Raw genomic sequence first — 23,011 nt, 5'->3', positions numbered from 1 at the left:
GTCGCGGCGACCTGATCGCCCCTGTTCAGCGCGGCTTGTTCGAAGCTGGGTGAGGGGTGATTGACCTCGCCCCGTCTCTCACCCCTCCAGCGCCGCCCTTACCGCCCGTGCCACCTGCCGGCTGGACCGCTCCAGCGCCCGCGGCCCGTCCATGCCAACCCCGGCGTTCACCGTGATCGCCACCCGCACCTCGCGCGGACCGGCGCTGCCCGTCGGCATTACGGTCCCGCTGGCGGTCGGCACGAACAGCTCCGGCCCGCGCTCGCCCACCCAATAGGGTCGCGCCGGGCTGACCGGGCCGCCCGTCGCCCGCCCCGGTGCTCCAGCGATCAGGCCGATCAGCGCGCCGCCCAGCCCCCCGCCACCGCGCGCACCGCCGCCGAACAGCGCCTCCAGCCCGCTCGACAGCGCCGCATCGGCAATCTCGCCCAGCACCGCCAGCGCGCTGCGCCGCAGATCGTCGAACCCCAGCTGCCCGGTGCGGATCGCCCGTGACAGGCTCGTTTCGATCGCCCGCCCCGCGCGGCCCACGCCCGCCGCCAGCGGCCCGTCCAGCGCACCGCGCATTTCAGCCACATCGGCGGCGAAGCCCCGCGTATCAGCGCGCACGCTCACCACCAGCCGCTCGATTTCCTCATCCATCGGGATGCTCCTTCATCAGCCGGGCCAGCGTGTCACGATCCACGCCCGCACCCGCATCCTCGCCCCGTGCCGCCTCCACCAACGCCGCCACCTCGTCCGGCGTCGCCCGCCAGAACGCATCCGGCGACCACCCGAACGCCGCGCCCATCATCCCCGCCAGCCGCCTTGCACCGGTTGCAAAAACCTCCCCGGAACGGGGAGGGGGACCGCCGGGCGCAGCCCGGTGGTGGAGGGGTTGTGTGCCCATCACCGCCCCGCCAGGATCTGCCGGATCAGCGTCCTCAGCACCGGGGTCGCCGCCGCCACGCCGCCCGCGACCACCGCCTCGCCAAAGCCGTCCCGCGTCATCCCCTCCGGCCGCTCGGCCAGGCAATGCCAGAACAGCGCGACCATCTCGCCAATGGCCAGCCGCCCCTCCGCCGCCCGCTCGACCAGCGCAAACAGCGGCCCCAACTCCTGCTCCGCCGCCACCAGCGCCGAAAAGCTGGGCCGCACCACCAGGCTAACCCCCGCCACCCGCAGCACGGCCTCCCCCCGACCCGGATTCGCTCCAAAACCCCCCTCCCCTTCAGGGGAGGGGACGGGGGTGGGGCAGTGGGACGGACGTCCTTCTCCGCCCATCACGCGCTCACCACAGCACCAGAGGACTCGAGGCTCACCGTATAACTGCGCTCGCCATTATGATCCCCGGCATACTCCAGCCGCGTGATCAGGAACCGGCCGGTCATCGTCTCGCCGCTCTCGAAACTCAGGCGGTAATCGTCGATGGTGCCAGCCAGCGCATTGGCGCGCAGCCGCGCCTCCGCCGCCGATCCGGTAAACACCCCCGCGCCGGACACGCTCACCATCCGCGTGCCCGCGCCCGACAGCAGCTCGCGCCACCCGCCCGAATCCTTGCTGGTGATCGCCACCTGCTCGCCCGAAATGCTCAGCTGCGTCGTGCGCAGCCCCGCCACGGTCGTAAACGCCACCGGCGTCGCCCCGTCCCCCACCTTCAGCAAAAACGCACTGCCCCGCTCAGCCGCCATGATCCTTCTCCTTGTTGCTCAACAGCACCGGTCCGCTCGACCGTCCGGTGCCGCAAGATTCAAATCCCCCGCACCATCCGCACCCGAAACTCGGCCAGCCCGATCCAGCGTCCCTCGCCCCCCGGTCCCATCCGGCTGCGCGTCAGGCTCAGCGCCACCAGCCGCCAGTCGCCGGTCAGCTGGGTCGGCAGCGCCAGCACCGCCGCCTCCACCTCAGCCAGCATCGCCTCGGCTGCATCGGGCGTCGAACCCTGCGCATGCACCTGCACCGCGATCCGCCCTTCCCGTCCCTCGCACCCGCGCGCTGACCAGTCGGCCAGCACGGGCCGCTCCAGGATCAGGTGCGGGAACAGCGCCCGGCCCGGCGGCGCGGCCAGCACCGCCACGCCCAACGGGGCCAGCGCATCCGCCACCGCGCCCTTCAGCACCGCCGCCGCGCTCATCGTCCCGCCTCCCGCACGTCCGCGTCGGTCAGCCATCGCCGCAACAGCCCGCGCCCGCGCGCGACCACTGCCTCGCCCTCGACCCTCGCCTGCACGCCGGGCAACGCATCCAGCGCCGTTGCAATGTCCCGCAGCCGCGCATCCACCGCCCGCCCGGCCGCAGCGCGCGCCCGCGCCTCGATCCGCGCCATCATCGCCCGGCCCCCAGCGTCAGCATCCGCCATGGCCGCCACAGCGCAGCGACAGCGGCGGGCGGCGCCATGCCGACGGATCGATGGTCGTGCAGATGCCCGGTCATCAACACCACGCCCTGCGCGATCGGCGGGGGCAGAGCTGCCCAGTCCGCTGCCACCCCGGCGGTATAGGCGACGCGGACCCGCCCCGCGCCGCCCGGCTGCATCACCCGCACCCATCCGCGCGCCCACGCATCGATATCAATGGCATAGGCTTCCACCGGCAGCGCGAACGCCGCCCCCTCGGCCGGCAGCCCCTCGACGCCCGTGATCGCACTCATCCCGGCCAGCGGCAGCCTTTGCCACGCCGGGCTTGCCGCCAGCACCGCCGTCCCGGCCCGCGCGATCCACGCCCGGCCGGTAAACTGTTCCGCCAGGGTCAGCGCGCTTGCCGCCAGCCCCTCGATCAGCGCCGCCTCGCCGCTGCCCGTCCGCCAGTATTCGCGCGCCGCCGCGCCCGCCGCCGCAATCACCGGCGCGGGAAAATCCCCGTCCATGCGCATTCTCCCAACCAGAAAAGCCCCTCCCCTTCAGGGGAGGGGTTGGGGTGGGGGCGAGGAGTGGGCGAACCTCACCCCCCGCCCCGCCTCACGCCGCGCTGAACCGCATCAGCTTGATCGCCTCGGAATTGCTCACCATCCCGCCGACGCGCTTGGTGGCATAGAAATGCACGAACGGCTTGTTGGTGAACGGATCGCGCAGCACCTGCGTCTCCGCCCGTTCCGCGATCAGATATCCGGCGCGGAAATTGCCGAATGCGATGGACAGGCTGTTCGCCGCGATGTCGGGCATCGCCTCGGCCTCGACCACCGGGTAACCCAGCAGGCTCGCCGGCTGTCCCGCGGCCAGGCCGGGCGACCAGATCAGCTCACCCTCGGCCGTCTTCAGCTTGCGAATCACCGCCAGCGTCGCCGAATTCATCACGAACACCGCCCCCTGGCGATACGGCGCGCGCACGGCGTGGATCAGGTCGATCAGCCGCTCGTCCGGTGCATCGCCAAAGCTGCCCGCCGCCCCTGTCGGCACCACCTGCAACGTGCCGAACGGCCGCGTCGCATCGCTCGCGGTGCTCACCGGCTGGGTCAGGAACCCCTTGGGACGGTTGATGCCATTGCCGCTGACGAATGCCGTGCCCTCTGCGGCGGCAAACTCCTCGGCAATCTCCTGCGCCAGCCATGCCTCCACGTCGAACGCGGCATCGTCCAGCATCGCCTGGCTGGCCGCCGGATTGGCGAACAGGTCGCCCGATGGCGGCACGATCTCGTTGAACACCGGCGTCGCAGTTTCCGCGCGCGGCCCCGTCTCGCTGGCCCAGCCAGAGGCAAAGCCGCCGCTCGCCACCAGCTTGCGGTACCCGCTGGTGCCGACCCGCACCACGCTGGCAATCGCGCGGATGGGAGAGATGGACTTCAGCGTCGCATCCACCTGTTCGTCGATCGCGCGGGGGATGGCAAAACCGCCCTCCGCCCCGGTCGCCCCGCTCAATGCCTTCACCTCGGCGGTGCTGCCCGAACGCAGGAACGCGCCGAACCCCGCATCGCGCATCGCGCCGCCATTGCCCGCCAGCATCGGCCGGCCAGTCACCACCCCGCTCGCCTCGACCGCGTCCAGGCTTGCCACCATTGCATCGCTCATCGTCGTCTCCTGCCGTCAAAAACCCATGAAAAAGGGGCGCCGCCGGCCTGCCCGGTGACGCCCCGAAATCCCTCGCCCTGTCCGCCGGTTCAGCCGCTCGCCGGCTCCACCGCGCAAATCCGCGCCAGCCGCTGCATCGGCTCGGCGACCAGGCTCACCTCGATCAGCTCGACGGCGGTCAGTTCCCGCACCATGCCCCGCCGCGCCGCCCGCGCGCGATAGCCAAAGGATAGCCCGCTGACCGCGCCCCGCATCAGCAGCGCGGCAACCTCCGGCACCTCGACCCGCCCGATGACGCGCAGGCCCCGCCGATCCTCGCCGATCGCCTCGATCACGCCCACCGGCGCGCCCCGGTGCTGCCACAACAGCGGCACCGGCCCGACCGCCCCGGTTGCATCCGGGCCAAACGCGCCCGCCCGGATCACGTCTCCACCCCGGTCCGCCACGTCGAACACCGCCGCATATCCGGCAAAGCGCACCGCCCCCGTCACTTCACCCATCCCGAAAAGCCCAGCTTCACGGCCAGGCCCACCAGCAGCAGCGCGGCGGCCATCCGCACGATCCATTCCACCGCCGCCTTCACTGCCGACCGCTTGGCATCGCGCCATGCCCCAAGCAGCTCGCGCAGCTCCGCCATGTCCTTGGCTGCGCCCGCATCGCTCATCCCCAGCCGGGCCAGCGCCCGCGCCGCGCCGCGCTCCCCCGCCTCCTCGGCAATGGCGCGCAGCGTGGCCAGGTCGGCACCGTCGGCCGCCGCCTGCCCGATCAGGGCAGCCAGCATCTCGTCCTGCCGCATCGACTGTCTCCTGAAACAAAAAAGCCCCTCGCCGTGGGGCAAGGGGCGGGTTGATGGCTTGCCGGGGCAATGCCTGCCCCGCCCGGCTCACTCCTTCAGGCGGTGCTGCTCCACCATGCGCGCCGCGCGCACCGTCGCCGCCTGGGTATCGGTGGCCAGCCGCTTCACTTCCTGTGCCACCACGGCAAATCCGCGCCCGGCTTCGCCCGCCCGCGCCGCCTCGATGGTGGCATTCAGCGCCAGCAGGTTGGTCTGCCCGGCAATGTCCGAAATTGTCGCCACAATCTCGCTAAGGTCGCTCACCGTCGCGCGCAGCGCCGCCTCGCGCCCTTCGACCGCGCGCTCCAGCACCACCTTGTCGGTCACGTCCGTCGCCAGTTTCAGGATGCGGTGCACCGCCCCGTCGCGCATCAACGGGCTATAGGTCGCCTGCACCCATAATTCGCGGCCATCCTTGCGCCGCCGGGGATAGACGCCCCGGTCGAACTGCCCCGCCCGCAATTTCCGCCAGAATGCGGCATAGTCATCCGATTCGGCATAATCCGGAAAGCACAACACCCGGTGATGCTGCCCGATCAGCTCGCTGTGCGAATAGCCGACCAGACCGAAGAAGCTGTCATTGGCCCAGGTGACATCGCCCGTCGGGGCCAGCTCGACCACCGCCTGCGATCCGCAAACCGCCTCCCACGCCGCCCGGCAATAGGCATCGCCGGGGCCATCCCCACGCTGATCCATTTCGAACATGAACCAACCCTATCGCCCCGCCCGCACCCGCACAATGTGGCTGCTACGCATCACGCACCCCGCCCCTCCTCCCCCCTTGCGGTGGAGGATAGCAACCCTTGCCGCAACCGCGACTGGCGCAGCTTGGAGAGGGGGAAGCCTCGCCCCAGCGTTGGGATGACAAGGCTTGTTCCCAAAAACTGGCGCGACTTGCCCCGCGCGATTAGCTTTACCCACATGACCGACCGCCACGATCGCCTCTACGACCGCGCAATGGACATTCTCGATCGCCGGCACGGGATCGGCCTTGGCGAACCAATCCTGTGGCACCTGGCGCTCCGCAATCACGGCCCGGCCATGCTTGAACTCGCCAACCGATGGAGCCGGAGCGGACGGCGCGGTGAACTCGGCAGGATGCAGGATGCCTTCTCGCCGCTGGGCCTCACCCGCCGCGCTTATCGGCTGGGCCATGCGAACGCGGCCCAGAACATGGCGATGACCTGGTTCAACATCGGCGACATGGCCGGATACCGCCTCTGGCTTCGCCGCGCCGCGCAACAGGGCGACGCCACCAGCGCGAAGGAGGCACGCCGCTTTGAACCCCGAATGCCCCACACCCTGGCCCGCCGCCTCCGCCGCCTCCGCCCAACCCGCCGCGACGGTACCTAACACAACCTTTCCTCCCCCCTTGCGGGGGAGGATAGCGAAGCTTGCCGCAACCGCGGCTAGCGCAGCTTGGAGAGGGGGAACGCTACCGCCAACTTCGCTCGGGCTGAGCCTAACCCCCTCACATCCCCACCAGTACCTTCTTCTCCTCGGCGTTCAGGAAATCCGCCGCGCTTGCCGCTGCCCATAATTCGTATCGCTCCTCGGCCAGCACGCTCACCCGGTTCTCGTCCACCCACGCCGTCGCGCCCGGCCACCATCCCTTCAGCCCTTCTGCGATGCCGCCCAGGATGGTCGTCACCACGGGCAGCACCGCCTGTCGCCACAGCGCCCGGTTCGCCTCGCGGTAACTGGCATAGGCATTGTCGCCGGGCAGGCCCAGCAGCATCGGCGGCACCCCGAATGCCAGCGCGATTTCCCGCGCCGCCGCGGCCTTCAGGCCGACGAAATCCATGTCTGCGGGCGACAGGCTCAGCGCCTGCCATTTCAGGCCGCCTTCCAGCAGCATCGGACGGCCCGCATTGGCCGCGCCCTGGAACGCCGCCTCCATCTCGGCCTTCAGCCGGTCGAACTGCACCGGCGTCATCGTCGCCCCGTCGCCGGGATCGTACACCAGCGCGCCGGATGGCCGCGCCGCATTGTCCAGCAGCGCCTTGTTCCACCGGGTCGCCGCATTGTGGATCGCCACCGCCCCCGCCGCCGCGCCCAGGCACCCCAGCCCCAGATGATCGTCCAGCGGGCTGAACTGCTTGATGTGGATGACCTGCGGCCGCCCGCTCCCGTCCCCGGCGCTGAGCCGCTGGCTGCGACCATTGACGGTGTAGCAATAGGCGGCGGGCCAGCCCTGTGCATCCGCCTCCACGCTCACCCGTTCGGGGCGCAGCGCATACAGCTCGCGCGCCATGCCGCCCTCGTCGGTCATCACCTGAATGAAGGCATTGCCATGCATCAACAGGTGCGACGTCGCCGTCTCGATCAGGTCCTGCGCAGCGGACCGCGCCTGGATCAGCGCCAGCAGTTCCGGCGGATCAGACGCCATCGGCGCGCTGGCAGCGCTCGTTGCGATCATCCGCACCGCCCGCTGGGCAATCGGATTGGCCAGGAACGCATCGCGCACCTGCGCCTCATAGGATGCGGGCCATTCCCCGATCACGCCGCGCGCACCGCCCTGTACCAGAAACGGCCGCGCAGAACCCCGCCCGGCCGCAGCCTTGCGCCCGAAGATCTTCATAACCTGATGCTCCTTGATGAGAATGCGCGCACCCTTCCCTCTCCCCTTGCGGGGGGTTCGGGGTCGTCCATGCCCCCGGCATGGACTGAACAGCGCGGGGCGCTGTTCACCCCGAACCGGTTGCGAAGACTTGGCGGCTCAGCCGCTTAGTCGTAGCTGGGTGAGGGGTGACGGCCTGCTCGGAGCTACATTTAGCCCCTTTTTGAACCGTTTTTGTTCTTTTTTCACTTGTGCCGTCTTTTTGGCTGTGTCAGCGTTGTGGTGCTCGAACGGGAAACAGAGTTCGGATCGATTCTCTAAGTGCTAGGCTGCATACCCAGCAATGGTTTCAGCGGATGCCTTCATGGCGGTCAGTTCGCGCAAACGAGTTCGGGTGATACCATTGGCAGAAGGAGAAGAGCGATGTTCGCTCCGGTCCCTGTTGCCCATGAAGGCAAGTCCTTGTGGGCGTGGTATCATTTGGATGCACAGTGCCGACCGATTGCACGGTCTGCCGGACTGTTTGCCTCACGGCAGGAAGCACGGCGGGACTATTTCATTCGGTTTGCAACGTCGCTCATCTGATACCGGCCGGGCGGGTGAACAACCCGTCCGGTTCGGTAATCGGAAATCTGGGTGCGCGAAGTTAGGCCCGCTACACCCGCGCCATGCTGATTCGTCCCGCTACGCCCGCCGACGCGGCCGCCATCGCCGCCATCATCCTGCCCGTCATCCGCGACGGGGCGACCTACGCCCTCGATCCCGGCATGGGAGAGGCGGCGGCCCTTGCCTGGTGGCTCGGCGATGACCACGAACCCTTCGTCGCCATCGATGCCGGCCGCGTCGTCGGCACCTATTATCTGCGCGCCAATCAGGCAGGCGGCGGCGCCCATGTCGCCAATTGCGGCTACATGACCGCTGGCGACGCAACCGGACGCGGCTTCGCCCGCGCCATGGCGGAACATTCCTTCGCCCATGCCCGCGCGCGCGGCTTCACCGCCATGCAGTATAATTTCGTGGTCAGCACCAACGACCGTGCCGTTCGCCTCTGGCAATCCTTGGGCTTTGCCATTGTCGGTCGCCTGCCCGGTGCGTTCATCCATCCGCGGCACGGCCCGGTTGATGCCTATGTCATGCACCGGACGCTTTAGGCGAAAAAGCTACCCCCGCCGCCGCCCGAACCAGATCACGTGCCGCGGCCCCTTGCCGTTCTCCCGCGCGCGTACGGCCACTTCCTCGACGGCCAGCCCCGCCTCGCCCATCCGCCGTCGGAACGCGGCATCCGGCGCCGCTGACCACACCGCCAGCACCCCGCCGGGCCTGAGCGCCGCGACGCTCGCCGCCAGTCCGCCTGCGGAATACAGTCCGTCATTGCCCGGCCGGGTCAACCCGTCCGGCCCATTGTCCACGTCCAGCAGGATCGCGTCATACGCGCCGCGCCCCTCGCGGATCGCTGCCCCGACATCGCCGATGCGCACGCTCACCCGCCGATCGTCCAGGCACCCGGCGGTCAGGTCCGCCATCGGCCCGCGCGCCCACTCGATGATCTTGGGCACCAGCTCCGCCACCACCACCTGCGCATCGCCGGGCAGCACGGCCAGCGCCGCGCGCAGCGTGAACCCCATGCCATATCCGCCGATCAGCAGCCGGGGCGCCCGCGCCTTCAACCGCTCGACCGTTATCGTCGCCAGCGCCGCCTCGGACCCGCTCATCCGGCTGTTCATCAGCTCGTTGCGTTCCAGCACGATCATGAAATCCGCGCCCCGCCGCACCAGCCGCAGCGGCTCGCCCCCCGGCACCTCCGCCGTATCCAGATGCTCGCGCGGGATCATGCCCCCGCCCCTAGCGCGCCCTGCCCCCTCACGCCAGCACCCGCAGCGCCGCCTGTCCCCGCCCGCGCAGCATCAATTCGCTCATCGCCCACACCAGCGCATCCGCCCGGTCCGGCGATCGCCCCGGCCCGCGATAGTCCCCGGCGGGGAACAGGCCGCACAATTCGTCCTCCAGTGCGGGGAACGCGCCCGCATGGCGCACCCGCCCGGCGGCATAGAGCGCGGCGACCGGCTCGGCCCGCGCCACCTTGCCCCGGCTCGCGCGCACCTGCTTCACCACCAGGCCCAGCCCGGCCCCTGCCAGCACCGCCTTCACCATGTCGCCGCCCATATTCACCTCGGCCACCACGCATTCGGCGTTCCACCGCGCGGCACAGTCCGCCACCGCACTGGCCCAGCCTTCGGGCGACCGGCCGGCAACGCTTGCATCGGCCAGCACATGGCCAATGCCATCCTCGCCCAGGCCGACGGCCACGATCCCGCACGCATCGCCATCGGCCGTGGCGGGCGGATCGACGCCGATGACGACGCGGACCATCTCCGGCACCGCGTCCGCCGCGATCCGCGCGCCTTCGATCCCCGCCCGGTGCCACAGCGCGCCTGCCAGGTCGTCGATGATCTCCCCGTCCAGCTCCTGCCGCCCCAGCGCGGTCCCGCCATAATCCGCCATCATCGCCGCGACGAACCCGTCCGGCAGGTGCGGATTGTCCCGCGTCGCCCCCCGCGTCTCCACCGTGTCCCGCGCGCTCAGGATGCGTTTCAGCAGCGGGATCGGCCGCGGCGTCGTCGTCACCACCGCGCGCGGATGATCGCCGATGCGCAGCCCCATCATCAGATTGTCCCACGCCGTGCTTCCCCGCGGCCATTTGGCCAGCTCGTCGCACCATGCCGCGCCGTGCTCCGGTCCGCGCAGAGTCTCTCCTGCCGCCGCCGAATAGCATTGCGCCACCGCGCCCGATGCAAAGGTCAGCTGCCCCAGCGTGGATCGCCAGCGATGCTTCTCCCCCGGCCGCGCCAGCGCAAGGATGCCGCTCGGCCCCTCCACCATCACCTGCCGCGCATCGTGCAGGCTCGCCGCGACCAGCGCGATCCGCGCCTCCCCGTCGCGCCGCGCCACCTCGCTCACCCATTCCGCCCCGGCGCGCGTCTTGCCGAACCCGCGCCCGGCCCGGATCACCCACACGCGCCAGTCGCCCGGCGGCGCCAGTTGCCCGGCATGGGCCCATAGCGGCCAGCGATGCAGCAGCTCCTGTCGGTCCCCTGTCGTCATTCTGGCCAGCAGTGCGGCCTGTTCATCCGGCGAACGGGCGTTCAGTGCGTCGATCGCCTCGTTCATCCGCCTGTCTCCACCAACGGATCGGCGCGCCTCGCCGGCAACTTCTTCAGCAATTTCAGGATCGCGGCGTCGGTCCGCTCGGCGGATGCAGCATAATCGCGATCGGGATGGCCCCGCCACCGCCCCTCACGCGCCAGGCTGCGATGATGGTTCAACAGGCGCTGGGCCTGGTCGAATGACACGATCACGGCTTCGCCCTCCGGCACCGGCACACTATCCTCAGCCGCCCGCACCGCCTTCATTGCAGCGGCCAGCATCGCCGCCTCCAGCCGGTCGTAACCGATCGCCAGCGCCCGATCCCATTCGGCGGCAAACTCCGGCTCGCGATATCGCGTGCGATAGACCGTTGAGCTGGACACGCCGGACTTGCCGACAGCGGCAGTGACATTGGCGGTCTCGGCCAGGTGCGTCAGGAACCGCTTGCGCTGCGCCGCGCTGAACGCCCGGCCGCTTGGCCGCCGCTTTTGCACCCGCCCCTGCCGGTTGGTCCCGACGATCAGATCCCCCATGCCAGCCTCCTGCCCCGCCTCCGACCCAAAGCGAACGGGCCGGACAGCGCCCCCGCGCCCCGGCCCGTCACCCCCTTGCAAACCCCGCCCCGTCCGGACGCGATTCGTCATCCTGTCAAAGGGATTAGCCTGATCGTCACGCTGTAGGACAGCATAAAATAACCCATCCGGTTATTATTTCGCCTTACCCTCGTAATAGACGGGGCCAAGCGCATCGATCACCGCCACGGCATCGATCGCATCGGCCTGCTGCGCGCCGTCATCCAGCGGCCGGATGTCCAGCTCGGTCTTGTATCCCACCAGCGTCCGGTTCTGCTCGATGCCGTACTGGGTCTGCGTCATGTACCGCTGATAATCCCTGCGCGCCGCGATGTGGAACCGGTTCTTGCCCGCCTCCCGCGTCACCTCCGCCGCGCGCAACAGCACCATTTCCTGCACCATCGGGCCGGATGTGGTGTTGCCGTTGAACGTCACATTGATCGTGCCGTCGGGATTGGGGGTCGAGCGGAACCCGGCGGTGCGGTCGATCCCGCCCAGCAACGTGGTGCCGAACGACAGCGCCGCCCCCACTGCCGCGCCCAGGATGTTGGGCCGCGACTTTTCGTAATCGATCAGGTTGCGGCTGGTTTCCGGGCTGATCAGCAGATCGCGAGCCATGGCGGTCAGGCTGATCGAGCTGCGCTCTGCGGGGACCAGCGCGGTCAGCTCCGGCGCCCCCGCCGGGTTCTTCTCCCGCGCGGTGCGATAGGCGCCGAACAGCTCCTCGGTCATCGGCGTCGATCGCCAGCCATTGCCCGCCAGCGTGCGCGCCGCATCGGTCAACCGCCCTTCGGCCACCGCAATCCGCGCCTCGACCAGCAGCGCGGCCGGCTCCAGCTGATTGGTGCGCACCGCATCGGTCAGCAGCGCGACCAGCGGATTGACCGCGGGCTTCTTCGCCTCGTCAGCCGCGGCCGCTCCGGCGGTAGCGGCCACCGGCATCAACGCGGCCTCCGGCTTGGCGGCGGGCTTTGGCGGGCTTGCCGCATCCAGCGCGCTGCGCGCCGCCGCGACCCATGCCCGCGCCGCATCCGGCTTGCCTGTCGCGGCCAGCGCATAGGCAGTGTTCATCGCCTCGTTCACCGGGGCGCCCCATTGCGCCAGCATCCGGCCCGCATCCATCTTGCCGTTCAGCACCAGCTGCATCGGGATTTCGGTGGGGATCGTCACCTTGGGCACGCCCGCCGCCGCCGCCACGCTGGCCAGGTCGGCGAGCTGGCCGGACAGCTTGCCGGTCAGGTCGCGCACATTGGGGTCGATCCTGGACAGGTTTGCCCAGATCGCGCCGTCGCGCTTTTCCGCCGTGGCGGTGCGGATCAGCGCGGCGGCCTGCTGGATCGGCAGGGCATAGGGCCGCTTGGCCGCCACGCCTTCGGCCAGGGTCAGCGCCGCTGCCCGGTCGCCCTTCTCGTTCATCGCAATGGCACGCAGCAGGTCGATCGACAGTCCCATGCTGCGATCAAAAAAGAAATCGCCCTTGTGCGGTGCGGCCGCCGCCTCTGCCGCATCCAGATCGGTCAGGGCCGCCGCGGCATCGCCTGCCTCCAGCCGCGCTGCCGCCCGCGCCCGCAACAAATGCGCCCGGCGCAGCGTCTGCTTGGGCAACAGGTTCTTGCTCTCCAGCGCGCGGGTGCACGCCGCGATCACCTGTGCCGAACTGTCCGCAGCGCGAAAGCGAAAGGCGGAAATGGTCGCCTGCCCGCGCATCCCGTCATCGCTGTTCTTGGGTTTGCGAAGGCCGTCGCAATCGGCGAAATCCTCCGACACCCCTGCATAAGCGGGCGCACAAACGCCCATCGCCATGGCGATCACGCCCGCCGCACCGATCCTTGCAACCATGAATGCCCCCTCAGGCGAACCTGACCCCTCCACGCTTTCCCGTTGAAAGCGTTGGGATAATCCTATGCCGGCCCGTGCCGGATGCAATCGGAATCATGCGGGAACGGCGCCCTTTCGGGCACCCTATGGGTTCAGATAGGACAGGGTCAGAAACGCCAGGAACACGCCCAGCCCCAGTCCGTACAGGCTCGGCACGACGCGCAGCGCCAGGCGCACGCTGTTCCGCTGCGGTTTGATCCCCTGACACATCTGCGTGATGTCGGTCTTGCCCTGCAACGCCAACAGGCCGGAAAGGGCGACGGGCAATGCGCCTGCCGCCATCTGCCACGGCTCGATCCGCGCCCCGAACACGGTTTCGCCAGGGTCAGGATGCCGCCCAGCGTCGCCACGCTGACCGACACCATGCTCTTGAAGTAATCATAGGCGAGCCCCGGGTCGGCCAGGCCACAGCGCGACGCGGCGTCATCGCGCATCGGCGTCACTTCGCTGGTGGCGACACTTGGCAACTTGTCGGTCATGGCCACCCCCGGTTCGGCTCGATCCCCGGCGGGAACGATAGCGGGCGTGCGGCGGGGCACAAGCCGACGTCGGGCATCGACGCCCGGCCCGGCTGGCTGGCTCAGTTGCCGATCCCCGCCAGTTCCTCCAGCATCCCGGTATAATTGCCGGTCTGCGCGGCGATGTCGGACAGCCATTGATCGCGGGTCTGTTCCACGATGGCGGCATCGCGCACGCTCATCTGGTGCGGACGGGGGATATCGCGGAAACTGCCGCTCACGACCTCGCGCAGCGCCCGTTGCCGCTGGCCGAACGCCAATACGGCTGCACGCGCCGCCGCGATCCGCTCCGGCGTCGGCTGCTGCCGCGCCTCGCCCAGCGCCCGGCGCGCGGGCATCAGCAGGTCCGGGCCATCCAACCGCAGCGCCTGCCACTTTGCCCGCGCCTCGGCCAGCCGTGCGGCGACCATCGCATTGTCCGGCACGCCCTTGTCGGTGAAACAATCGGCAAAACGCTGGCCCAGCTCCGTGTCGGCCGGCGCACATTCATATTTGTCGAGCGCCAGCATCATCATGGCGCTGGCATAGGCGGCGGCGGGCGGCGGCGTGCTGGCGCATCCCCATGTCGCATGGGCATCCGGGCTGGCGGCGATCATCCCGCTCCAGCAATGGCTGACGACATCGGGGCGGGAATCGGGCTTCGGGTCGCGCCACGGGGCGAATGCCGGGCCTTGCAGCCGGGCGACCGCATCCCATTCCGTCTGGCTCACCCGCTTCGCCTCGCTGGTCCAGCCGCGATGGACGATGCGGATGGTCATGCGCCCGTCGCGGTGCCGCTCCATCTCCACGCCGGGAATGGGCATCATGCCATAGGGATCGCTGGGCAGCACGCGGCGCACGTCGCGCCCGGCAAAGCGCATCTCGGCCATTGGCACGAACCCGCGCTCGGCCATGCGCCGCTCGGCATAGCGCGCATTGTCGCGATCGACCTTTGCGGCCGTGGCGGCGGGATCGGGCGCGGTCTGCGCCGCGACGGGGGCGGCGATCGCCGCGATGGACAGGACGGGGAACAGGACCGGACGGATACGCAACATCGCCTCGCCTTTCGACTGGGATGGGGCAAGGCTATTCGATGGCGCCCGGTCCTGCCACCGGCTTGCGACGAACCGCCTCAGCCCTCGCGGACCATCCATCCCTTCCAGAACCGCTTGCTCGGCCGGATCAGGATCACGGCCACGCCCGCCATCGCGATCAGGCCGCCGATCACCATCTGCAGGCTGACCGGATCGTTGGTGATCCACGCGCCCATCATCACCGCGAATACCGGCGTCAACAGGGTCAGCGGCGCGACCAGGTTCGCATCATGCCGCCGCAGCACCCAGAAATAGGCGGTATGGGCGACCACCGACACCAGCAGCGCCGATGTCGCGATGGCGGCCCAGAACCGCCATCCCGCCGCCGCGCCCGCCGCTGCCTGTCCCTGCTCGAACACCATGCTGGCCAGGGTCAGTCCGATACCTGTCGAAACCCCCGCCCATGCCTGCAGCTTGACCGCGCCGACCTCGACCCGCTTCATCATCACCGATCCCAGCGCGCCGACGACCGCACCGGCCAGCACGAACAGCAGCCCTGTCGACGCGCTCAGCGTCTGCGGCTCGGCCAGCGCGGTCACCACGCCGGCAAAGGCCAGCGCAATGCCCAGCGCGCGCCGCCACCCGACCTGCTCGTCCAGCATCACGATCGCCAACAGCACGGTCAGCGGCGCGGCCAGCAGGCTGACGATGGCGACCGCCGACGGCGCTGCGGTCATCAGCCCCACCATCGACAGGCCGAAACTCCCTCCGCTCATCGACAGCGCGATCAGGATCACCCGCCCGAACGGCCGGGGCAGCGGGAACAGCCATGGCGACAGCGCCGCGGCAATGATGAACCCCCGGATCCCCGCCGCCCAGAATGGCGGCACGCCCAGCGTCGCCACGATGAACTTCGAAATGATGATATTCCCCGCCCAAAACAGGTTGATCACCAGCATCAGGGCAAGGGTCGCGGGTGGCACCGCCGGTCAGTCCAGACCGGCCAGCACGGCGTCCCAGGCATCGGCCTCCTGCGGCCGTTCGGCGGTGCGCGTCATCGCCGTCACCCGCGCGGTGGTCAGGTCGATTTCGGCCACGCCCTCCCATTCGAACGTCGCATTGCCCGCGATGGTGATGGTCGCATCCGCCGCCGCCCGGTCCGTCATCGCGCGGACGAACCCGCCGCGATTAGCGACCCGGATCCACGCGCCCGCCGCGACCCTGCCGGTCAGCACCGCGGCCAGCACCGACGCCGCCATCGCGCTGCCGCAACTGTCGGTCAGGCCGACGCCCCGCTCATAGGTGCGCACATAGATCGCGTCAGCGCCATCGACCCGCACGAAACTGACGTTGCAGCGGGCCGGCAGGATGTCGGGCGCCGCCTCTGCCCAATCGCCCAGCGCGATCAGCTCGTCCCCGTCGATCGCATCGACGAACGCGACCAGATGCGGGTTGGGCATCGCCACGGCGGTAAAGGCGCGCGCGCTCGGCACGCCCGGCACCGGCTGATCGACCGGCCCGTCCATCGCGACCTTCAGCCCGATGGCCGCCGCGCCAACGCCCGCCGGCACCGCCTCGGTCCGCACCGTCGCCACGCCCGCCGCCATGTCCGGCTCGCTCGCCGCGCCCGCCACGCTGGTCTTCAGCCGCACCTCGGCGGCGGTCAGCCCCGTCACCTCGAACCCCAGCCGCGCCGTACAGCGCAGGCCGTTCAGGCATGTCTCCGCCTCGCTGCCATCGGGGTTCAGCATCCGCATCCCGAACGGCTGCCCGCCCGCAGGGCCGGTCAGGATCAGCAACCCGTCGCCCCCCACCGGCCCGGCCCGGTCGGCCAGCGCCCGCGCGATGGCGGCCCATTCGCCATCGTCCAGCGCCAGTGCCCGCCCGTCGACCAGCGGGAAGTCGTTGCCCGATCCCTGGCATTTGATGAACGCGATCCGCATGGCCGCCCCATGCGCGCGCACCGCGGGTGCCGCAACTATTTTTGCGCTCGGCGGGCATGGCCGCTTCCGCCCGGCGCTCCTGCCCGCTAACACCCGCCGCGATGCTCCGCTCGCTTTACAACTGGATGCTGGCCAAGGCCGCGCACCCGCACGCCGAACGCTGGCTGTTCCTGTTCTCGTTCATTGAATCGAGCTTTTTCCCCATCCCGCCGCATCCGCTGCTCGGGCTGATGTGCCTTGCCGATCCGAAACGCGCCGTCCGCTTCGGTGTCGTGTGCACCATCGCCTCGGTGCTGGGCGGGCTGCTCGGCTATGGCATCGGCTATTTCGCCTATGACGCCTTTGGCGATCAGCTGCTGGCCGCGCTCGGCCTGGCCGACAAGTTTCCGGTCGCCGCCTGTTACCTGCGCGAATACGGGGCACAGCTGATCATCATCAAGGGCGCGACGCCAATCCCGTTCAAACTGGTCACGATCACCGCCGGCTTCATTCAGATGAACCTGTTCACGTTCCTGTGGGCCAGCGTGCTGTCGCGCGGGTTTCAGTTCGTGCTGGTCGGCGTGCTGTTCCGGCTGTTCGGCGCCTGGGCAAAGCAGTTTATCGAAAAATATCTGGGCCTGCTCTCGATCGCCTTTGTCGTGCTGGTCATCGGCGGTTTCCTGCTGGTCAGCCAGATCGGCCATGGCGACAAACCCTCCGATCAATGCACGGCGGCGGCAACGGTCGCCGCCCGCTGACCGCTCACCCCAGCCGGTAGTGATCCGCCAGCCGGTCGAGCGCGATGCCCAGCACCAGCTTGCCTGACCGCGCCGGCCATCCCATCGCCTGTTCCGCGCCCGCCAGCCGCTCGTCGGCGCACACCACGCGCCACAGGATGTCGGACAGGCCCGGCCCCGTCGCCGCCATCGCCGCATCGAACCGGCGCTTGGCGTCGATCTGCGCCATGCTCGCATCCACCCCCCGTGGCGGCCCCCGCCGGCCACCGGATGCCGGTGCGGCGGTCCAGCGCATCGTCACGCCGGGGGCCAGCGCGGCCCGCTCGTAATCAGAGCGCAGCCGCTCGCCCGCCTCGTTCTGCCGGGGGTTCAGGTGCCCACGCGCAAACAGCCACGACAGCGCCGATTCGCCCAGGTTCACCTGCACCCCGCGCTGCCCGCGCTGCGGCGGGGCGGATCCGATGCGGTCATCGGAAAAACTGCGTTCCACGATCATTCGGCTCATCCCGGCCTCCGTTGCTGCTGCCCGAATCGGCTTGCCATGACGACGGGGCTGTAGGACAGTCGCCAAACCGCATTGGTTCGCTTGAGGGGGCGAAACACGCATGATTACCGCTATCCGGGAGGTTCGCCGGGCAAAGGGGCTGACCCTTGAAGATGTCGCCCGACGCTGCAACCCGCCGACCACGGCCCAGACCATCGGGCGTCTGGAAACCGGCACCCGCACCGTTTCGGTCAACTGGCTCAACCGCATCGCCGCCGCGTTGGAGGTGGATGCCGCCGATCTGGTCCACCTGCCCGCGCGCGCCGACATGCCCGTCGTGGCGGTGCTAGAGGCGGGCGGGGCCAGTGCACCGCGCCGCCCCGCATCGGTCGTACCGCCGCATGGCGCACCCGGCATGGTCGCCGTCACCGTCGCGGTGGGCGTCGGCGATTACCGGGCTGGCGACGAAATCTGGTGCGACAGGCTCGACCCGGATCAGTTCGGGCGCGCGCTCAACCGCGACGTGCTTGTCCCCCGCCCCGCCGGCCGCTTCATCTTCGCCCGCCTGATCGGGCGAGAGGGCGCACGCGCCGATCAGCCGGGCAAGCTGCAACTCCTCCCGCACGGCGCCGCCGGCCGGCAACAGGTGGTCACCGATCCCCCCTGGATCGCCTGCGCCAAACGGCTGGTCCGGGCACTTTAAGCATCAGGTCCTCCCTTCAGGGCAGGGGCTGGGGCGGGGCGGCCGGTTTCGCAACATCCGATCCGACACCGCCATTGGCCCCGCGCCCGCGCATCTGCTAGCATCCCGCCATGCCGCTTTCCGCCGTCGCCTCCGCCCGCGAAATCCTGACCCGCCTGCACGATGTCATGGCCTCGCGCAGCGCGGCTCAGGCCAAGCTCAATTCGGTGGTCGGCATCATTGGAGAGGCGCTGGATAGCGAGGTTTGCTCCATCTATCTGCTGCGCGAAGGGGTGCTGGAACTCTTCGCCACCCGCGGTCTGGCGCAGGAGGCGGTGCACGTGACCAAACTCGCGCTGGGCGAGGGGCTGGTCGGCAGCATCGCGCGCAACGTCGAAACGCTGAACCTGGATGAGGCGGCGATCCATCCCGATTTCGCCTATCGCCCCGAAACGGGCGAGGAAAAATTCCACAGCTTTGCCGGCGTGCCGATCATCCGCCGCGAACGCGCGGTCGGCGTGCTGGCCGTGCAGCATGTCGAAAGCCGCCGCTATGATGATGTGGAGATCGAGGCGCTGCAGACCGTCGGCATGGTCTTGTCCGAACTCATCGCCAATGCCGGGCTGATCGACAATGCCAGCAGCGATACCAGCCGCCCGCAATCGACCGCGGTGGACCGGGTGCCGGGCTTCAAGCTGGTCGAGGGGATGGCGGCGGGCGTTGCCGTGTTCCATCAGCCGCGCATCGTCATCGAACATACCGTGGCAGAGGATACCGAGGCGGAGCGTCACCGCGTCTATGCCGCGTTCGACAAGATGCGCGAACAGATCGACCGCATGGCCAGCCAGGCCGAATTCGGCGTCGATGGCGAGCATCAGGAGGTGCTCGAGACGTACAAGATGTTCGCCTATGACGAGGGGTGGTCCCGCCGGATCAACGAGGCGATCGAAAGCGGCCTGACCGCAGAGGCCGCGATCGAACGGGTGCAACAGCGCACGCGCCAGCGGATGCGCCAGATCGACGATCCCCTGCTGCGCGACCGGATGCACGATCTTGAGGACTTGTCCAACCGCCTCATCCGCATCGTGTCGGGTCAGCTTGGCACGGCGGCGCAGCTTGGCCTCCGGCACGATTCCATCCTGATCGCGCGCAATCTGGGTCCGGCCGAACTGCTCGAATATGACCGGCGGCGGCTGAAGGGCGTGATCCTTGAGGAAGGATCGCTGACCGCGCACGTCACCATCGTCGCCCGCGCGATGGGCGTGCCCATGCTGGGCCGCGTGCGCGACGTGCGCCGCCTGATCGCGGAGGGCGACCGGCTGCTCCTCGACACCGCGACGGAACAGGTGATCATCCGGCCATCGGCGGCGATGGACGAGGCGTTCGACACACGCCTTGCCCAGACGCAGCAGCGGCGCGCCGTCTTTGCCGCGCTTCGCCATGTCGAACCCGTCACCCGCTGCGGCACGCGCATCCATGTCAACATCAATGCCGGCCTGCGCGACGACATCGCCGCGCTCGACCTGACCGGTGCGGACGGCATCGGCCTGTTCCGTACCGAGTTCCAGTTTCTCGTGTCCGCCACCCTGCCCCAGCGCGAACGGCAACAGCGGCTCTACCGCGATGTGCTCGATGCGGCGGGCGACCGTCCGGTCGTGTTCCGCACCGTCGATATCGGCGGGGACAAGGCGCTGCCTTATCTCAACCATGACGAGGAGGGGGATGAGGAAAACCCCGCCATGGGCTGGCGCGCGCTGCGGCTTGCGCTGGAGCGCGAAGGGCTGATGAAGGCGCAGGCCCGCGCCCTCCTGGAGGCGGCGGCCGGGCGTCAGCTGAACGTCATGTTCCCGATGGTTTCCGAACCCTGGGAGTTTGAAGAGGCGCGCACCCTGTTCGAGGCGCAGCGCGAATGGCTGGCCGCGCGCGGCAAGAAACTGCCCGTCGACATCCGCTACGGCGCGATGCTGGAGGTGCCGGCGCTGGCCGACGTGCTCGACATGCTGATGCCCCGGCTCGACTTCCTGTCGATCGGCACCAACGACCTGACGCAATTCCTGTTCGCCGCCGATCGCGCGCACCCGAAACTGGCCGTGCGCTATGACTGGATGAGCCCCGCCATCGCCCGCTTCCTGCGCCGGGTACAGCGAACGCTGCACGGCACTGGCAAGCCGCTGGCCGTGTGCGGCGAAATGGGCGGCCGCACGCTTGAGGCGATGATGCTGATCGGCCTAGGCATCGACCGGCTATCCATCACGCCCGCCGCGGTCGGGCCGATCAAGGCGATGGTCCGTTCGCTCGATCGGACGGCGCTGGCTGCGCATCTCGAAACGCTGCTGGTCAACCCGCCGCGGTCCTTGCGCGAGCCGTTGCTCGACTGGGCGCGCGAAAATGGCGTCGAACTGGCGTGACCGGGCTTGTATTTGCCTGAACCGGCGTTGACAGCACGGTCATGGTCGCCAAAACCCAACGCTAAGCGGCGGCAGTAAACGGGACGCACGACCGGCGCGAAAGAGAGAAGCAGGACATGGCCGAAACCCCAGCCGGCACCCCACAGAATAAGGCCGAACCGGCCACCGTTGGCGATCGGTTGCGCACCGCGCGGGAGGCCGCGGGCCTCGATCTTGCCGAAATCGCCGCCCGCACCCGCATTCCGCAGAGGCATCTGGAGGCGATCGAGCAATCGGATTTCTCTGCCCTGCCTTCCCCCACCTACGCCTATGGCTTCGTCAAGGCCTATGCCCGGTCGGTCGGGCTTGACGAGGTGGGGCTGGCCCGCACCTTGCGCAGCACCCTGTCCGGTGCGCCGGCCCGCGAACCAACGATCAGCATGGGCGAGATCGAGGAACCAAGCCGTCTGCCCAGCCCGGCAATGACCATCGGCCTGATCATCGGTTTCCTCGTTCTGATCATCGCGGCGGGCCTGTATTATGGCGGGGCGATGCTGCGCGGCGGCGATAGCGCCGAAACGACCAGCGTCGCCGACGAACTCGGCGTCAAGCCCGCCGCGAGCGTCCCCATCCCCGCCGCCGCCCCTGCGGCTGCCCCGCCGGCCACGGACGGCCCCGTCGTCCTGACGGCAAAGGGCGAGGTATGGCTGCGGGTCTATGACGCCGCCAACCAGACGCTCGTCCTGCGCACCTTTCAGGCGGGTGAGCGGTTCGAGGTGCCGGCCAACGCCAATCGCCCGATGATCAACACCGGTCGGCCGGACCTGATCGACGTCACGGTCGGCGGACGGCCCGTTCCGGCCCTCGGCACGGCAGAGCGCGCGATCAAGGATGTGGAAATCAGCGGTGCCGCGCTGCTTGCCCGCGCCGCCGGAACGCCCGCTGCCGCCCCGGCTTCTGCCCCCGCCACGCCCGCCCAGCCGCGCACGACCGGCCGGACCAGCCGCCCGGCCCAGCCCGCTGGCACGGCTGCCGCCACCCCCGCGCCGGCATCGCCGACACCCGCCGCGACCGAAACCGTGGAGCCGGTACCCGGCGGCGAGTGACGTCATGCCGCCGCTGCGCCATTGCAGCGGGCCGATCCTCCGCCTAGACCATCGGGGACAGGGAATGGCGACGCCCTTTTGGGGCGACAGGAACCGATAGGGGATGACAGGAATGCGTTTTGCGGTTCGCTTGGCGATGCTGGGCACCTCCATGCTGGTGATGACGACCACCGCTCAGGGCCAGACGGTCGAGGTCCGCGTCGAACGGCTGGAGCGCGACATGCGCACCGTTCAGAACAAGCTTGGCCTGCCCGTCGCCCCCGGCGGCGCGCTTCAGCCACAGATTACCGCCCCTGTCGTCGAACAGGGCGCGCCCGGCACCCCGCTGGACAGCCCCGTCGCCATCATCGAACAGCGGGTGAACGCGCTTGAGGGACAGGTTCAGACCCTGACCGGTCAGGTCGAGCAGACCCAGTACAAGCTGCGCCAGATGGAAGAGGCGTTCAACGCCTACAAGCTGTCAACCAATGCCCGCCTCAAGGTGCTGGAGGATGCGGCGACCTCGACCGGTGCGCCGCTGGGCGGCGACCCCGGCACAGCCGCGCTCCCGCCCGTCACCCGCACCACCCCCGCGCCTGCCGCCAGCGCGGCGACAACGCCCGCGCGCGGCCCCGGTGCCGGCAATGGCGTGCTGGGTCAGTCGCGCCCCTCCGGCCCGGCACCCGCCGCCACTGCGCCGGCCACGCGTCCGGCCCCGGCCAGCGGCGCCCGCGCCGAACAGCTCGCGGCCATCGAACGCCCGGCCAGCGGCGATGCGGCCGAGGACCTCTATGTCTACGGCTTCCGCCTGTGGCAGGCCAAGCTCTATCCAGAGGCACGCGCCCCGCTTGCCGAAGTGGTCGCGAAATATCCGAAGCACCGCCGTGCCAGCTTTGCCCAGAACCTGCTCGGCCGCGCCTGGCTGGACGAGGGCAAGAATGCCGAGGCGGCAAAGGCGTTTTACGACAGCTACATCAAGCTGCCCGATGGCGAGCGCGCCGCCGACAGCCTGTTCTACCTGTCTCAGGCGCTGCAGAAGCTGAAGGCCGCGCCCGCCGAACAGTGCAAGGTCTATAAGGCGCTGGAACTCGACTATCCCGGCAAGCTGTCGTTGGATCAGCAGGCAGTCGTCGACCGGGGCAAGGCCGCCGCAAAGTGCAGCTGACGGCGTAAATCCGCCGCCGGATCCCGTCCCCAACCCTTTCTTGGTTTT

Annotated in this window: 28 protein-coding genes; 7 read left to right on the top strand and 21 right to left on the bottom strand. The window is 69.4% G+C overall.

From position 1 onward, the window contains the following. Nucleotides 1–78: 78 nt before the first annotated feature. From NYR55_RS10980 to NYR55_RS14940, 11 genes are all read right to left on the bottom strand, one after another. The gene (locus NYR55_RS10980; protein ID WP_260021344.1) at nt 79–642 is read right to left on the bottom strand and encodes a tail tape measure protein; all 564 of its coding nucleotides are present in this window, start codon (nt 640–642) and stop codon (nt 79–81) included. Further along, entirely contained in the window at nt 635–793 is a 159-nt protein-coding gene (locus tag NYR55_RS10975) for a phage tail assembly chaperone (RefSeq protein ID WP_260021343.1), read from the bottom strand. The genes NYR55_RS10980 and NYR55_RS10975 overlap by 8 nt, the downstream gene beginning before the upstream one ends. A 95-nt stretch (nt 794–888) precedes the next feature. Next, nucleotides 889–1,167, bottom strand: a complete 279-nt coding sequence (locus NYR55_RS10970) for a gene transfer agent family protein (protein ID WP_260021341.1) — start codon at nt 1,165–1,167, stop codon at nt 889–891. 95 nt (nt 1,168–1,262) lie between these two features. Then, nucleotides 1,263–1,670, bottom strand: a complete 408-nt coding sequence (locus tag NYR55_RS10965) for a phage major tail protein, TP901-1 family (protein WP_260021340.1) — start codon at nt 1,668–1,670, stop codon at nt 1,263–1,265. A gap of 59 nt (nt 1,671–1,729) precedes the next feature. After that, nucleotides 1,730–2,113, bottom strand: a complete 384-nt coding sequence (locus tag NYR55_RS10960) for a DUF3168 domain-containing protein (protein ID WP_260021339.1) — start codon at nt 2,111–2,113, stop codon at nt 1,730–1,732. Beyond that, nucleotides 2,110–2,307 (bottom strand): hypothetical protein, encoded by a 198-nt coding sequence (locus tag NYR55_RS10955; RefSeq protein ID WP_260021338.1) that lies wholly within the window; start codon nt 2,305–2,307, stop codon nt 2,110–2,112. Before NYR55_RS10955 ends, NYR55_RS10960 begins: the two co-directional genes overlap by 4 nt. Beyond that, nucleotides 2,304–2,843, bottom strand: coding sequence for a hypothetical protein (locus tag NYR55_RS10950; RefSeq protein WP_260021337.1), 540 nt, complete (start codon nt 2,841–2,843; stop codon nt 2,304–2,306). Before NYR55_RS10950 ends, NYR55_RS10955 begins: the two co-directional genes overlap by 4 nt. A gap of 91 nt (nt 2,844–2,934) precedes the next feature. After that, nucleotides 2,935–3,891: a phage major capsid protein gene (locus tag NYR55_RS10945; protein WP_347709672.1), complete on the bottom strand. Its 957-nt coding sequence runs from the start codon at nt 3,889–3,891 to the stop codon at nt 2,935–2,937. A gap of 179 nt (nt 3,892–4,070) precedes the next feature. Beyond that, nucleotides 4,071–4,481 carry an HK97 family phage prohead protease gene (locus NYR55_RS10940; RefSeq protein WP_260021335.1) on the bottom strand — a complete coding sequence of 137 codons (411 nt, stop codon included), beginning with the start codon at nt 4,479–4,481 and terminating at the stop codon, nt 4,071–4,073. Continuing rightward, a complete protein-coding gene (locus tag NYR55_RS10935; protein WP_260021334.1) occupies nt 4,469–4,777 on the bottom strand; it encodes a DUF6127 family protein in 309 nt (102 codons plus the stop codon). Before NYR55_RS10935 ends, NYR55_RS10940 begins: the two co-directional genes overlap by 13 nt. Nucleotides 4,778–4,864: 87 nt before the next feature. After that, nucleotides 4,865–5,521, bottom strand: coding sequence for a methyl-accepting chemotaxis protein (locus tag NYR55_RS14940; RefSeq protein ID WP_279338690.1), 657 nt, complete (start codon nt 5,519–5,521; stop codon nt 4,865–4,867). 216 nt (nt 5,522–5,737) lie between these two features. Here NYR55_RS14940 and NYR55_RS10920 point away from each other — a divergent pair, with 216 nt between their 5' ends. Beyond that, complete coding sequence (locus tag NYR55_RS10920; protein WP_260021333.1) at nt 5,738–6,169, top strand: hypothetical protein; 432 nt, start codon at nt 5,738–5,740, stop codon at nt 6,167–6,169. Nucleotides 6,170–6,287: 118 nt separating this feature from the next. Here the strand turns inward: NYR55_RS10920 and NYR55_RS10915 are convergent, their stop codons facing one another. Continuing rightward, on the bottom strand, nt 6,288–7,397 hold the full coding sequence (locus NYR55_RS10915; protein ID WP_260021331.1) for a phage portal protein: 1,110 nt from the start codon (nt 7,395–7,397) through the stop codon (nt 6,288–6,290). Nucleotides 7,398–8,044: 647 nt separating this feature from the next. Here NYR55_RS10915 and NYR55_RS10910 point away from each other — a divergent pair. Then, complete coding sequence (locus NYR55_RS10910; RefSeq protein ID WP_260021330.1) at nt 8,045–8,527, top strand: GNAT family N-acetyltransferase; 483 nt, start codon at nt 8,045–8,047, stop codon at nt 8,525–8,527. Between the two features lie 9 nt (nt 8,528–8,536). Here NYR55_RS10910 and NYR55_RS10905 read toward each other — a convergent pair whose 3' ends face one another. The 8 genes from NYR55_RS10905 to dapF form a co-directional block, all read right to left on the bottom strand. Next, nucleotides 8,537–9,208, bottom strand: coding sequence for a spermidine synthase (locus NYR55_RS10905; protein WP_260021329.1), 672 nt, complete (start codon nt 9,206–9,208; stop codon nt 8,537–8,539). Between the two features lie 28 nt (nt 9,209–9,236). Next, entirely contained in the window at nt 9,237–10,478 is a 1,242-nt protein-coding gene (locus NYR55_RS10900; protein ID WP_260021643.1) for a terminase family protein, read from the bottom strand. Nucleotides 10,479–10,540: 62 nt separating this feature from the next. Further along, complete coding sequence (locus NYR55_RS10895) at nt 10,541–11,053, bottom strand: hypothetical protein (protein WP_260021327.1); 513 nt, start codon at nt 11,051–11,053, stop codon at nt 10,541–10,543. Nucleotides 11,054–11,227: 174 nt separating this feature from the next. Next, nucleotides 11,228–12,931, bottom strand: a complete 1,704-nt coding sequence (locus NYR55_RS10890; protein ID WP_260021326.1) for a hypothetical protein — start codon at nt 12,929–12,931, stop codon at nt 11,228–11,230. 123 nt (nt 12,932–13,054) lie between these two features. After that, entirely contained in the window at nt 13,055–13,282 is a 228-nt protein-coding gene (locus NYR55_RS10885) for a hypothetical protein (RefSeq protein WP_260021325.1), read from the bottom strand. Nucleotides 13,283–13,550: 268 nt separating this feature from the next. Continuing rightward, nucleotides 13,551–14,522: a hypothetical protein gene (locus tag NYR55_RS10880; protein WP_260021323.1), complete on the bottom strand. Its 972-nt coding sequence runs from the start codon at nt 14,520–14,522 to the stop codon at nt 13,551–13,553. 77 nt (nt 14,523–14,599) lie between these two features. Continuing rightward, on the bottom strand, nt 14,600–15,484 hold the full coding sequence (locus tag NYR55_RS10875; RefSeq protein ID WP_260021321.1) for a DMT family transporter: 885 nt from the start codon (nt 15,482–15,484) through the stop codon (nt 14,600–14,602). Nucleotides 15,485–15,490: 6 nt separating this feature from the next. Further along, the gene (gene dapF, locus NYR55_RS10870; RefSeq protein ID WP_260021320.1) at nt 15,491–16,444 is read right to left on the bottom strand and encodes a diaminopimelate epimerase; all 954 of its coding nucleotides are present in this window, start codon (nt 16,442–16,444) and stop codon (nt 15,491–15,493) included. Between the two features lie 101 nt (nt 16,445–16,545). On the opposite strand from dapF, the gene NYR55_RS10865 reads away from it, so the two are divergent. Continuing rightward, entirely contained in the window at nt 16,546–17,181 is a 636-nt protein-coding gene (locus tag NYR55_RS10865) for a DedA family protein (protein ID WP_260021319.1), read from the top strand. Between the two features lie 4 nt (nt 17,182–17,185). On the opposite strand, the gene NYR55_RS10860 is transcribed toward NYR55_RS10865, so the two are convergent. After that, the gene (locus NYR55_RS10860; protein ID WP_260021318.1) at nt 17,186–17,665 is read right to left on the bottom strand and encodes a DUF6456 domain-containing protein; all 480 of its coding nucleotides are present in this window, start codon (nt 17,663–17,665) and stop codon (nt 17,186–17,188) included. 100 nt (nt 17,666–17,765) lie between these two features. Between NYR55_RS10860 and NYR55_RS10855 the strand changes: the two genes are divergently transcribed. The 4 genes from NYR55_RS10855 to NYR55_RS10840 all read left to right on the top strand — a co-directional run bounded on the left by NYR55_RS10855 (nt 17,766) and on the right by NYR55_RS10840 (nt 22,963). Beyond that, nucleotides 17,766–18,347, top strand: a complete 582-nt coding sequence (locus tag NYR55_RS10855; protein WP_260021317.1) for a helix-turn-helix transcriptional regulator — start codon at nt 17,766–17,768, stop codon at nt 18,345–18,347. A 110-nt stretch (nt 18,348–18,457) separates the two neighbouring features. Continuing rightward, nucleotides 18,458–20,734, top strand: coding sequence for a phosphoenolpyruvate--protein phosphotransferase (gene ptsP / locus NYR55_RS10850; protein WP_260021316.1), 2,277 nt, complete (start codon nt 18,458–18,460; stop codon nt 20,732–20,734). A 116-nt stretch (nt 20,735–20,850) separates the two neighbouring features. Further along, on the top strand, nt 20,851–21,819 hold the full coding sequence (locus tag NYR55_RS10845; RefSeq protein WP_260021315.1) for a helix-turn-helix domain-containing protein: 969 nt from the start codon (nt 20,851–20,853) through the stop codon (nt 21,817–21,819). Nucleotides 21,820–21,931: 112 nt separating this feature from the next. Then, nucleotides 21,932–22,963 carry a hypothetical protein gene (locus tag NYR55_RS10840; protein WP_260021314.1) on the top strand — a complete coding sequence of 344 codons (1,032 nt, stop codon included), beginning with the start codon at nt 21,932–21,934 and terminating at the stop codon, nt 22,961–22,963. Nucleotides 22,964–23,011 lie beyond the last annotated feature (48 nt).

Source organism: Sphingomonas sp. BGYR3, from assembly GCF_025153455.1.
Taxonomy (GTDB): Bacteria; Pseudomonadota; Alphaproteobacteria; order Sphingomonadales; family Sphingomonadaceae; genus Sphingomonas.
Note: the sequence above shows the minus strand (reverse complement) of the source record. Positions and strands in the feature narration are given on the sequence as shown.

Coding starts and splice junctions, on each gene's coding strand:
- NYR55_RS10980 (WP_260021344.1), bottom strand. CDS start 642: ATGGATGAGGAAATCGAGCGGCTGGTGGTGAGCGTGCGCGCTGATACG.
- NYR55_RS10975 (WP_260021343.1), bottom strand. CDS start 793: ATGATGGGCGCGGCGTTCGGGTGGTCGCCGGATGCGTTCTGGCGGGCG.
- NYR55_RS10965 (WP_260021340.1), bottom strand. CDS start 1,670: ATGGCGGCTGAGCGGGGCAGTGCGTTTTTGCTGAAGGTGGGGGACGGG.
- NYR55_RS10960 (WP_260021339.1), bottom strand. CDS start 2,113: ATGAGCGCGGCGGCGGTGCTGAAGGGCGCGGTGGCGGATGCGCTGGCC.
- NYR55_RS10955 (WP_260021338.1), bottom strand. CDS start 2,307: ATGATGGCGCGGATCGAGGCGCGGGCGCGCGCTGCGGCCGGGCGGGCG.
- NYR55_RS10950 (WP_260021337.1), bottom strand. CDS start 2,843: ATGGACGGGGATTTTCCCGCGCCGGTGATTGCGGCGGCGGGCGCGGCG.
- NYR55_RS10945 (WP_347709672.1), bottom strand. CDS start 3,891: ATGCGCGATGCGGGGTTCGGCGCGTTCCTGCGTTCGGGCAGCACCGCC.
- NYR55_RS10940 (WP_260021335.1), bottom strand. CDS start 4,481: ATGGGTGAAGTGACGGGGGCGGTGCGCTTTGCCGGATATGCGGCGGTG.
- NYR55_RS10935 (WP_260021334.1), bottom strand. CDS start 4,777: ATGCGGCAGGACGAGATGCTGGCTGCCCTGATCGGGCAGGCGGCGGCC.
- NYR55_RS14940 (WP_279338690.1), bottom strand. CDS start 5,521: ATGTTCGAAATGGATCAGCGTGGGGATGGCCCCGGCGATGCCTATTGC.
- NYR55_RS10920 (WP_260021333.1), top strand. CDS start 5,738: ATGACCGACCGCCACGATCGCCTCTACGACCGCGCAATGGACATTCTC.
- NYR55_RS10915 (WP_260021331.1), bottom strand. CDS start 7,397: ATGAAGATCTTCGGGCGCAAGGCTGCGGCCGGGCGGGGTTCTGCGCGG.
- NYR55_RS10910 (WP_260021330.1), top strand. CDS start 8,045: ATGCTGATTCGTCCCGCTACGCCCGCCGACGCGGCCGCCATCGCCGCC.
- NYR55_RS10905 (WP_260021329.1), bottom strand. CDS start 9,208: ATGATCCCGCGCGAGCATCTGGATACGGCGGAGGTGCCGGGGGGCGAG.
- NYR55_RS10900 (WP_260021643.1), bottom strand. CDS start 10,478: ATGACGACAGGGGACCGACAGGAGCTGCTGCATCGCTGGCCGCTATGG.
- NYR55_RS10895 (WP_260021327.1), bottom strand. CDS start 11,053: ATGGGGGATCTGATCGTCGGGACCAACCGGCAGGGGCGGGTGCAAAAG.
- NYR55_RS10890 (WP_260021326.1), bottom strand. CDS start 12,931: ATGGTTGCAAGGATCGGTGCGGCGGGCGTGATCGCCATGGCGATGGGC.
- NYR55_RS10880 (WP_260021323.1), bottom strand. CDS start 14,522: ATGTTGCGTATCCGTCCGGTCCTGTTCCCCGTCCTGTCCATCGCGGCG.
- dapF (WP_260021320.1), bottom strand. CDS start 16,444: ATGCGGATCGCGTTCATCAAATGCCAGGGATCGGGCAACGACTTCCCG.
- NYR55_RS10865 (WP_260021319.1), top strand. CDS start 16,546: ATGCTCCGCTCGCTTTACAACTGGATGCTGGCCAAGGCCGCGCACCCG.
- NYR55_RS10860 (WP_260021318.1), bottom strand. CDS start 17,665: ATGAGCCGAATGATCGTGGAACGCAGTTTTTCCGATGACCGCATCGGA.
- NYR55_RS10855 (WP_260021317.1), top strand. CDS start 17,766: ATGATTACCGCTATCCGGGAGGTTCGCCGGGCAAAGGGGCTGACCCTT.
- ptsP (WP_260021316.1), top strand. CDS start 18,458: ATGCCGCTTTCCGCCGTCGCCTCCGCCCGCGAAATCCTGACCCGCCTG.
- NYR55_RS10845 (WP_260021315.1), top strand. CDS start 20,851: ATGGCCGAAACCCCAGCCGGCACCCCACAGAATAAGGCCGAACCGGCC.
- NYR55_RS10840 (WP_260021314.1), top strand. CDS start 21,932: ATGCGTTTTGCGGTTCGCTTGGCGATGCTGGGCACCTCCATGCTGGTG.